General features: G+C 67.7%; 9 protein-coding genes. 4 read left to right on the top strand and 5 right to left on the bottom strand.

The features are described 5' to 3' along the window. From AC36XV_RS04920 to AC36XV_RS04905, 4 genes are all read left to right on the top strand, one after another. The coding region (locus tag AC36XV_RS04920) for a TolB family protein (RefSeq protein WP_492202566.1) at positions 1 to 201 on the top strand (201 nt) is incomplete at its 5' end. Then, positions 180 to 1,283 (top strand): NHL repeat-containing protein, encoded by a 1,104-nt coding sequence (locus AC36XV_RS04915; protein ID WP_492202565.1) that lies wholly within the window; start codon positions 180 to 182, stop codon positions 1,281 to 1,283. The genes AC36XV_RS04920 and AC36XV_RS04915, both read left to right, overlap by 22 nt. A gap of 5 nt (positions 1,284 to 1,288) precedes the next feature. Then, positions 1,289 to 1,900: a carboxymuconolactone decarboxylase family protein gene (locus tag AC36XV_RS04910; protein WP_492202564.1), complete on the top strand. Its 612-nt coding sequence runs from the start codon at positions 1,289 to 1,291 to the stop codon at positions 1,898 to 1,900. Positions 1,901 to 2,009: 109 nt separating this feature from the next. After that, on the top strand, positions 2,010 to 4,892 hold the full coding sequence (locus AC36XV_RS04905) for a 2-oxoglutarate dehydrogenase E1 component (RefSeq protein WP_492202563.1): 2,883 nt from the start codon (positions 2,010 to 2,012) through the stop codon (positions 4,890 to 4,892). A gap of 40 nt (positions 4,893 to 4,932) precedes the next feature. Here the strand turns inward: AC36XV_RS04905 and AC36XV_RS04900 are convergent, their stop codons facing one another. The 5 genes from AC36XV_RS04900 to AC36XV_RS04880 all read right to left on the bottom strand — a co-directional run. Continuing rightward, positions 4,933 to 5,217: a hypothetical protein gene (locus AC36XV_RS04900; protein WP_492202562.1), complete on the bottom strand. Its 285-nt coding sequence runs from the start codon at positions 5,215 to 5,217 to the stop codon at positions 4,933 to 4,935. An 85-nt stretch (positions 5,218 to 5,302) separates the two neighbouring features. Beyond that, positions 5,303 to 6,676, bottom strand: coding sequence for a hypothetical protein (locus AC36XV_RS04895; protein ID WP_492202561.1), 1,374 nt, complete (start codon positions 6,674 to 6,676; stop codon positions 5,303 to 5,305). A 27-nt stretch (positions 6,677 to 6,703) separates the two neighbouring features. Beyond that, on the bottom strand, positions 6,704 to 8,128 hold the full coding sequence (locus tag AC36XV_RS04890) for an efflux transporter outer membrane subunit (RefSeq protein WP_492202560.1): 1,425 nt from the start codon (positions 8,126 to 8,128) through the stop codon (positions 6,704 to 6,706). Continuing rightward, entirely contained in the window at positions 8,125 to 9,192 is a 1,068-nt protein-coding gene (locus tag AC36XV_RS04885) for a DUF2955 domain-containing protein (RefSeq protein WP_492202559.1), read from the bottom strand. The genes AC36XV_RS04890 and AC36XV_RS04885 overlap by 4 nt, the downstream gene beginning before the upstream one ends. Further along, on the bottom strand, positions 9,182 to 10,364 hold a 1,183-nt coding region (locus AC36XV_RS04880), incomplete at its 5' end, for an HlyD family secretion protein (RefSeq protein ID WP_492202558.1). The genes AC36XV_RS04880 and AC36XV_RS04885, both read right to left, overlap by 11 nt.

Here is a 10,364-nt window from a genome sequence, read left to right as displayed (position 1 = left end):
TGGTCACCGGACGGCCAGTGGATCTACCTGGCGCGCGCCGACCGGATCTGGAAGATCACGGTCACGGGCGACGTGTGGGTGCCGATCGACGGCACCGACGGGGGCAGCGAACCGGCGGTGTCACCGGACGGCACCTTGCTCGCGTTCACGAAGGTGAACGAACAGGGAAGGGGGGACATATGGGTCGTCCCGCTTCCCTGACCCAAGCCGTGGCCCTCGGCCTCGGCGTGCTCGCCGCGTCCGCCTGCGGGGAGCCGGTGAGCGTGCTCGGAGACACTCCCGGCCTGATGCGGATCGTGGTCGGACTCCCGGACGAGGCGGGGCGGGCCATCGGTCCCTCGGCGACGCGGTCGCAGATCCGGTCTCCCGCCGGGGTGGTCATGGACGCCGACGGCGTGCTGTACGTCGTCGAGCGGGACAACCGACGCATCGTGGCCGTCACCTCCTCCGGTGCCATACGGGTCGTCGTCGACGATGCCGCCAGCTGCTCGGTGGCCTGCATGCTGCGTCCCCTCGACCTCGCGCTCGACGGCACCGGAGGGCTGCTGGTAGCGGACGAGCTCGGCCACCGGGTGTGGCGCTTCGACGCGCGGACGGGAGCGCGGCAGATACTCGCCGGAACCGGAGATCCCGCGACCACCCCCGATGGTGAGCCCGCCGCGACCTCGCCCATCCGGAGCCCTCGCGGAGTGGCGGCGGACGAGAACGGCCGCGTGTACTTTGCCGAGGCGCGATCCAACCGAGTCCGCATGATCCTGCCGGACGGCACCCTGTCCACGGTGGCCGGCACCGGACAGGCCGGATTCGGCGGCGACGGTGGACTCGCGGTGGACGCGCAGATCGACTTTCCGGCCGGAATCGACATCGCGGCCGGGCGCCTGTTCATCGCAGACGCCGGAAACCACCGGATCCGTGCGGTCGACCTTCGGACGGGGCAGATCGAGACGGTGGCCGGGACCGGCACCGCCGGATTCAGTGGAGACGGGGGGCATCCGCTCGCCGCGTCGCTCTCCGATCCGCGGGACGTGGCGGCCACCTCCGACGGACAGGCGCTGTACGTGGCCGATCGCGGCAACCACCGGATTCGCCTCGTGAGCCTCGGATCCGCTCTCATCAACACCTTCGCGGGCAGCGGTGATACCGGGTATGCCGGCGATCTGATCGACGCGGGGGCGGTCGGCCTGGCCTCTCCCCTCGGGGTCGCGACCTCCTCCTTCGGCTTGGTCCTCGTGTCGGACACGGACCATCACGTCGTGTGGCGCACGCCCACCGGCCTGAATTGAGCGCGATGGCCGGGAGCGATTCGAATCGGGATGACGGGCCCTGGATCGAGCGCATCGGGCCGGCCGACGCCGAGGGTCGACTCGCGGAGGCCTATCGGAAGATCAGCGGAGGCCGGCCCCTAGATCACATCCTCGAGATCCACACCCTGCACCCCGAGTCGCTCCTGGATCACTACGCTCTGTACCGGACCAGCATGTACGGCCCGTCCCCCCTGTCCCGTGAGGAGCGCGAGGCGATCGCGGTCGTGGTCTCGGCTGCCAACGACTGTTTCTACTGAGTGCAGCATCACGGGGCGGGGCTCCGTAGACTGGGGAAGGCCGAAGAATTCATCCAGGGACTGGTGACGGACTGGAGGAGCGCCGCAGAGGGCGATCGGCGCCTGACGGCCATCCTCGCCTACGCGGAGCGCCTCACCCGGAAGCCAGCATCCGTCAGCGCCGCGGACATAGACCGCATGCGTGATGCGGGCCTCGAGGACGAGGCGATTCTCCACGCCTGTGAAGTCGCCTCCTACTTCAACTACGTGAACCGCATGGCCGATGGGCTGGCCGTGCAGCTCGAGGAGGACTGGGACCAACCGCTGCTCAAGATGCCCGGCGACGCCCCGGCCGACTGAGGCATCGGGCCATCCTCCTTGTGCCCCCCGACGCAGCGAATAGCTTGAAGGCCCGCGCGAGTCCGGCTATACGGGGCGCGATTCTCACTCGACGGCAGGGATCGGAAGTTTGAGCGACGACAACGGAGCGGCGGGCTATCCCCGCGCGGATGGGTACAACGCCGGACTGGCGGAAGAACTGTACGAACGGTCTCTTCGCCGGAAAGGGGTCGTGCCCCCATCCCTCGCGGACGTGGTCGAGGGGACCTTCGCGCCGGGCGTGCCAGCATCGTCCGCGGGTACGCAGCCAGCGCCGGACCCGGCCGCGGCCTCTCCGGAACAGCTCCGAATCGCCACCGCCACCGGGTCTCTCGTGGAGGCCCTGCGCACGCTCGGGCACCTGAACGTCCAGATCGATCCGCTGGGCACGCCGCGCACCGGCCATCCGGCCATCGAGCCGGCGTATCATGGCATCACGTGGGAAGATCTCGAGACGCTATCGTCGGACGCCGTCGGTCTCCAGTCGCTCGGCGCCACGGCGCGCGACGCCGTGGAACGACTCCGCGACATCTACGCCGGCCGGATCGGCTACGAGCTCGATCACATGGAGGACCCCGAGAAGTGGAACTGGCTGGTCGGTTACATCGAGTCCGGCCGGCACATGAACCCGATCGATGACAAGGGCAAGCTGCACCTGCTTCGCATCCTGACCGAGGTCGAGGGGTTCGAGAGCTTCCTGCAGACGTCCTACCTGGGTCAGAAGCGCTTCTCGATCGAAGGGCTCGACATGATGGTTCCGATGATCCGACGGATCATCCGCAGAACCGCGCTGGGAGGGACGAAGAAGTACTTCATCGGCATGGCCCATCGAGGGCGCCTCAACGTGCTCGCCCACATCATCGGCTTCTCGTACGAGGCCATCCTGGCCGAGTTCGAGGGCCAGGCCTCCCGCGGGATGCAGAACCGGGCCGCGGAAGCCGGTTCCGGAGACGTGAAGTACCACGTCGGGGCCCGCGAGCTCGTGCGGTCGCAGATGGGTGAGCTGGAGATCTCTCTGGCCCCGAACCCGAGCCACCTCGAGCACGTGAATCCGATCGTGCAGGGTATGGCGAGGGCGGAGCGCGAGCGCATGGCGTGGGAGAGCGGCTTGCTTCCGACGGAGGACGACGAGAGCGCGCTCGACGCCTTCGGCACCTCCGTGCTCCCGATCCTCGTGCACGGGGACGCGTCGTTCATGGGGCAGGGAATCGTCCCTGAGACTCTCAATCTCTCCCGGCTTCCCGGCTACGAGAACGGGGGCACGATCCACATCGTCGCCAACAACCAGCTCGGCTTCACGACCGACCCGCGGGACAGCCGGTCCAGCCGGTACGCCAGCGACATCGCCCTCGCCTTCCGCATGCCCATCGTGCACGTCAACGCGGACGACCCGGAGGCCTGTCTGAGCGCCGTTCAGCTGGCGATCGACTTTCATATGGAGTTCGCGGAGGACGTGGTGGTCGATCTCGTCGGGTATCGACGGTACGGCCACAACGAAGGCGACGAGCCCGCGTACACGCAGCCCGTGATGTACGAGAAGATCCGCAGCCACCCGACGGTGCGGACCCTGTGGGTGGATCGACTGGTCGAGGAAGGCCTGCTCGACCGGGAGGAGGCGGACGGGATGGCGGAGGCGATTCGCGATCGTCTCGCGGAGGCCCGCAAGGCGGTGTCCGAAGAGGACGACGGTGAGGAGGATCCCGACATCGGAGCTCCGACCGCGGGGAGCACGCTCGGGATCGGCATGGAAGTCGAGCGAGATCGGCCGCGCGGATACGACGCGCTCACCGAGGAATCGGATGGGAAGCAGGTGGAGACCGCGGTCGACCCGGGTCGGGTCGCGCAGCTGAACTCGGCGATTCACGCCTGGCCGGAGGGGTTTGAGCCGGTTCCCAAGCTGGCCCGTCAGCTGGAGCGGCGGCGGGACTCGCTGGATGAGGGGATCGACTGGGCGCACGCGGAGTCCCTGGCCTTCGCCTCACTGCTGACCGAAGGCGTGCCCATCCGGCTGAGCGGCGAGGACTCGGAGCGGGGCACGTTCAGCCAGCGCCACCTGGTGCTTCACGACGCCCGGGACGGCCGCGAGTGGACCCCGCTCAAGCACCTGAGTGAGGGCCAGGCGCAGTTTCAGGCCTGGAACAGCCCTCTCTCGGAGGCGGCCGTGCTCGGATTCGAGTACGGCTACGCGACCGTGGCAGCCGATTCGCTGGTGCTGTGGGAGGCCCAGTTCGGGGACTTCGCGAACGTGGCCCAGGCGATCATCGACCAGTTCATCGTGGCCGGTCGCTCGAAGTGGGGTCAGGAGTCCCGCCTCGTCCTCCTGCTTCCGCACGGCTACGAGGGCCAGGGACCGGAACATTCGAGCGCTCGCCTGGAGCGCTTCCTGGAGATGGCGGCCCAGGACAACCTGCGAGTGGCGAACTGCACGACGCCCGCCCAGTATTTCCATCTTCTCAGGCTTCAGGCGTTGCGAACGGCAAGGCGCCCTCTGGTGGTGATGACGCCGAAGAGCCTCCTGCGGCACCCGCGAGCCCGATCGGCGGTCACCGATCTCGATGGGCGATTTCAAGCGCTCCTGCCGGCCACGGGCTCGGACCGCGATCCTTCCGCCGTGCGCCGCCTTCTGCTCTGTTCCGGCAAGATCTACTACGATCTCACCGGAGCGGAGGGCTGGGAAGGCGCGACGGCGGCAGACCTGTCCCGGGTGGAGCTGCTGTACCCGTTCCCTGGCGACGAGGTGGCGGCCCTCGCGTCCCGGTATCCCGACCTGGAAGAGATCGTCTGGGTACAGGAGGAGCCGGAGAACATGGGCGCATGGCGGGCCGTTGCGCCCGTGCTGCGGGAGATCGCCGGTGCGAGCGTGGGGGTCCGGCACATCAGCCGGCCGCCCGCGGCGAGCCCGGCGGAGGGGTACGCCGCGGCGCATGCCGCGGCGCAGGCGCGCATCGTGGAACGCGCGCTGGACGGTATGTGAACGGCGAGGCCGGCTGGCGGTCGAGACGACCGCCGCGCCGTCAGGCCTCGACTTCCAGCGCCTCCTCTTCCTGCCAGTCCTCCCGGTTCATGGCCGTCTGATCGCGACCGTGCGGGATCGGCGGCCGGGCAAAGCGCGAGCCGATCGCTCGTAGCTCATCCAGCTCGGGTTGCGTGAGAGCAGGGTAAAGGTCCGACAGGTAGTCGATGGTGTCCTCCAGCCACTTCTCCGCTTCTTCGCGCGAAGCCTCGAGAACCCCACACCGGTGCATCTCGCTGAACAACTGGTCCCGTGCGGCGTCTAACGTGGTTTTCTTGTATCCCACCCGGTCTCCTTTCCGTGTTCGAGGAAGATTCAACTGCGTACGTTTCAGATCGTTAGCCTAAGAAGCCCTCGGGACCGAGTCAAACTCAGTTCACTCCGACGGCGAATCCGATCAGGAGCTTGAGACTCCGGTACACGTAGGTCGCCTCGAAGTCCTCGTCCTGTTCCTGGATGAGATCCGTGAGCTCGCGGTCGATCTGGCTCCCCCACCCGTAGCCGAACCCGAGCGTGAACCTGGCCGATCCGACCACGAAGTCCGTCCCCACCGTGATCGTGTGGATGTCGATCGGGATGATGGAAAGGGAGGCGCGCTCGATGGTGTCGTCCACCGAGCTGGCATCGAGGTAGTAGGACAGGTACCCCGTGACCCGGTTTGCGAACGCGTATTCGAGACCGACTCCCCAGTCCGTGACGGCCGTCTGGGCCTGGACGGCATCGAGGACGATCGAGGAGTCCGGGGGCTGCTGGGCCTGAATCTCTCCGCCCTGCAGGACCGCGTACGGATCGATCGAGTCGAACCACTCGATGCTGCCATGCACCCGGGCCCGTCCAAGCTGCCACGCTATTCCTCCTCCGACTGACAGGGGGCTCTTGTACTCGGCCGGGAGATCGGTCTGGACTCCGGCCAGCAGCACGGTGGTGTCGGCCCCGATGGTGGATTGCAGGGTGGACAGCTGTCCGCTTCCCGCCAGCCGGAGACTCGGGGTCGTGACCGTGACGCCTCCGGTGAACGCGCCCTCTCGGAAAAAGCCGCCGAACTTGAAGAGGGTCCGGAGCGAGGTATACTCGCCGCTGGCCGCGTCGATGTCCGAGAGGCCGGACCCGTCCGTGGCCACGAACTGCGATACCGCTTCGCGTTTTCGACTCTGCGTGCGGACGGCCCCGTACCAGGTCAGACCGAGGCCCAGGTGGTCGCCGATCGCCTGGGCGTACGTGATCCCACCCCAGACGTCGTTGAACTCGCCCGTGAAGTCCGCGGTTCCCACGACGTCTTGAAGGTCTCGGCCGGGCGGCAGGTCGCCGGGGTCCAGCAGGACGACTCCGGACAGGTCCTGGGTGCCGTTGCTCCGGGTGAGGACCGAATAGGCCAGCACGCCGGTACCTCCGAACAGGTCGCGCGAGATCGTACCGGCGATGAGGGATGGAAGAAGCCCCGTTCGGCTCGTGCCCAGATCGACGCCCTCGCCACCCCCATCTTCCAGCCGTACTCCCGAGTACTCGAAGACGCTGGCGCTGACCGCGAAGGCGAGATCCGCCCCCTGGGACAGCGCTCCCGGGTTGTAGTAGGTGGCGCTGATGTCACTCACGCTGCCGATCACGGCGCCCCCGAGGAGCGAGGAGCGGGGCCCGTACTGGAGTGTCCAGTAGTGCGCGTCCTGAGCAGGCGAAGGAACTGGGCTGAACAGCACACAGCCGGCCGCGAAGGCGGCGGTGACGCCGTGCCGATTCACCTTCTTCACGCTTGCCCCCTTTCGGTGATCACGACCTCAGTCGGCTTCCGTCTCGGGCTCTGGCTGGACGGGCCAGCCGCCGCCCAGCGCCTTGTACAGCTCCACCACGGAGGATAGCTCCAGCTGGAGCGCCTGAGAGGCCGCGAGCTCGGCGGAGAACTGCGACCTCTGCAGGTCCAGCACCTCCAGGTAGCTCGTCAGCCCTCCATCGTACCGGACCCAGGCGAGGTTGGCCGCGTTCGTGGCGGACTCGACCTGGCGTCGTCGTGCCTCGTGCTCCGCCCGGTACGTAGACGTGGAGATCAGCGCGTCCTCCACCTCCCGGAACGCGGTCAGAATCGTCTGTTCGTACTGGTTCGCCAGCTGCTCGGTGCGGGCGATCTCGATCTCGACGCGCTGCTGGTTCTTCCCCGCGTTGAACAGGGGTGCGAAGAGGCTGGCCCCGAGTCCGAGGAAGCCCGCCGCGATGCCGCCATTCGTCAGGTCATCGCTCACCCCAGCCGTGCCCGTCAGCGTCAGGGATGGCCACTTGAGGGCCTCCGCGACCCCGATGCGGGCCGTTTGCGCGTGCAGCCTGCGTTCGGCCTGAAGGATGTCGGGCCGCCGCTGCACCAGCTCGGACGGGAGTCCCACCGGGATCTCGGGCGGGAACACCTGCTCGGACAGGCTCCGTCCGCGCTGGATGGCCCGCGGTGTGCTCCCGAGCAGGACGCTGAGCGCGTTCTCGATCTGGACCCGCGCCCGCCGCGACGCCTCGATCGAGGCCTCGGCATCATAGAGCTGAATCTCCGCCTGATTGAGGTCCACTTCCGGCACCATTCCGGCCTCGTAGCGCACCCGGATGATGTCCACGTAATCCCGGCGGGTCTGCGCGGTCCGCTCGGCGATGTCGAGACGATTGTCCTGGTCCCGGAGCCGCAGGTAGAGACTCGCCACGTCGGCCACGAGGGTGATGGTGATCGAACGATACGCCTCCTCCGTGGCGAGGAGTTCCTGCAGGGCTGCCTCGTTGCTTCGCCGGATCCTCCCCCACAGGTCGACCTCGTAGGAGACATCGGCCGCCAGGAATACATCGCGCGTCGGCACGTCGTCTCCCTCCGTCGTGCGCGCTTCCTGGAAATTCGCGCCCCCCACGATGTCCACCCGCGGGTACAGGTCGGCCTTCACGAACCCCGCCTGCGCCCTCGCCTCCGCGATGCGGGCCAGCGCGACCCGCAAGTTGCGGTTCTCCTCCAACGCCGTACGGATGAGGCCCTGAAGCACGGAGTCCTGGAACAGTTCCCACCACGGCACGTTGGCAATCGTTTCCCCGTCGGGAGCCTCCTGCCGGTAGGCCTCCGGTTGGGGGACGGGCGGGCGCACGTAGTCCGGTCCCATCTTGCATGCACCGAGCGAGATCGCGCTCAGAAACGCGATGCCCGGCAGGATCCCTGCTCCCGACCGACTCGTCACGAGCTTCATGTTTCCTTCACCCGCTTGCGTTGGAGGTATTCGATGAAACCGAAGGCCGCCGCGACATAGACCACGGCGATCATGATCTGCGCGATGCGTTGATAGAACTTCGATGAGGCGTCGACGCCGGTGATCGTGATGCTCATGCCGACGAGGAGCACGACGGCGTTGAACGCGGTCTTGAACAGGGGCGCCGTCGGCCTGTCGGAGAAGATGATGTCGGAGAACAGCAGAGCCGTGACGAGCGTGAGGAGCAGGAACATCCCGATGTTCGGGTAGGCGACCAGCAGGTTGTAGAAGACGATCGCCCCGGCCCCTCCGATCAGGTTGCCGAGGACGAGGCCCTTTCCCTGCTTCCAGCCCGCCGCGAAGCTCGGCAAGAGCGACAGGAGGCCAATGAACACCAGCACGACGGCGTCGGATGTGAGGCCGAGGTAGAAGAAGGTCACGAGAACCGGGAAGACCACGAGCAACGTCTTGCGGGCGTACGCCGCCCGTGCCGCAGGCGGAGGAACCGGGCGCTCCGCGGGAGGGGCTGCCGGCCCGTCTGCAGGTCCTGGGAGGTCCGGAACCAGCACGTGAGCGAACCACGCCACGCCGACTGCGATGATCGCCCCGTACACGATCCCGAGCGCGACTCCCACGGCGAGGGCCATGGAGACCGTTCCCACGAGCGGAATGATGAGCGCTGAGATGAGGAGCCACACCATTCGGAGGGGCGCCGCGCCTCCGGCGAGAGCGTAATAGATCCAGTAGAGGACGAGGAGCTCCACGAGCAGGAAGATGCCTTGATACTGAAGGGCGTACCGGGTGAGGACCACGCCCAGAAACGCGCCCACTGCGACCGGGACGACGAACCCGGCGGCCCCTCGCGATGTCGGTCGAGGCGCTGGCGATGCCAGCAGCATGGCGATCAGAATCGGCACGAGGAACGGGAGCTGGAACCCGATGAGGTAGGCGAAGCCCGAGCCGATGGTGACGCCAATGGAAAACCGGATTACGCGCCGCGTTCGGGCATCGAGGTAGAGGCCGTGAGAGGTCGACTTTGCGACCCGGGATGCCTCACCGGACATACGAGAGCAGGGTGGTGATCCCGATACGCAGCTTCGCGATCCCGTTCAGCAGGGGGTTCGAGCCCGTGTAGACGATCACGCTGGCGCGTCCCCCGGCCCTCAGGAGACCGCGCGCCTCCTCGTTGTCGAACCGGATGATGACGGGAAATCGTTGTGGATCCTGGAGCCAGCCCTGGGCGCTCTCGGCCGTCGGCAGCCCTCCGCGCGCGCCCTGCCCGGAATCGACTCCCCGGCTCACGCTGGCGACCCGGCCCCGGAAAACCCTGCCCGGAGCCACATCGAGCGCCACGTCGGCCGGGTCCCCGACCTCGATCCGGCCGAGGTTGTTCTCGCGCATGTCCGCCCTCACCCATACGTCATGCGCCGATATGAAGGTGGCGAGCGGCTGCCCGGCGGCGGCGAAGTATCCCTCGGCCAGTTGCAGGTCGCCGACCATTCCCTGGCCGGGGGCCCGGATGTCCGTCTGCTCCAGGTTGAACTCCGCCTGCTCGAGAGCGGCGATGGCCGTCTGGATGGCAGGGTTGTCCTCGCCCTCCGGCCCGAGGGTCTCCCTCGCACGCTCGAGCTCGGCCTCGGCGCTGAACACACCGGCTTTCGCCTGATCGAGCTGAGTGATCGCCCGATCCCGATCGGCCTGGGACAGAGCCCCCGGGTTCTGGGCCGCGATCGCCTCGACCCGGTTGTAGTATCGCTGGGTACGATCGAGCTGGGCGCGCGCGACCCCGAGCCGGCCGACCGCCGATTCCACGGCTGCGGAGCCGGCCCGCACCTGCTGCGTCGCGAGCTGGAGCTGCGCCCTCGCAGACTGCACGGCGAGTCGATAAGGACGGGGGTCGATGCGGATCAGCAGGTCGCCCTGGTCGACCATCTGATTGAGGACCACCGGTACCTCGCTGACGTAGCCCGACACCTGGGCGGCGACCGGCACCACGTAGCCATCGATTCGGGCCAGATCCGTGTAGGGAGTGGCCCGGTCGGCCGCGATGTGCCATGCGAAGAGAAGAGCGATCACGGCTGCAACGATGATCGTGAGACGTCGAGCAGGGTCCATGGCCGCCAGTCGCGACCGGATGCCGGAACCCCCGGTGGGCTCCGCTTGGCCCGCCATCTCATCGCCCGGCGTCCCGGCGAGTGTGCCAGGTGCTGGCGCGACCGCTGGTTCGTCGCTCACG

Source organism: Candidatus Benthicola sp. (assembly GCF_058719085.1).
The sequence above is the reverse complement of the archived record's forward strand: the minus strand, read 5'-3'. Positions and strand labels throughout refer to the sequence as shown.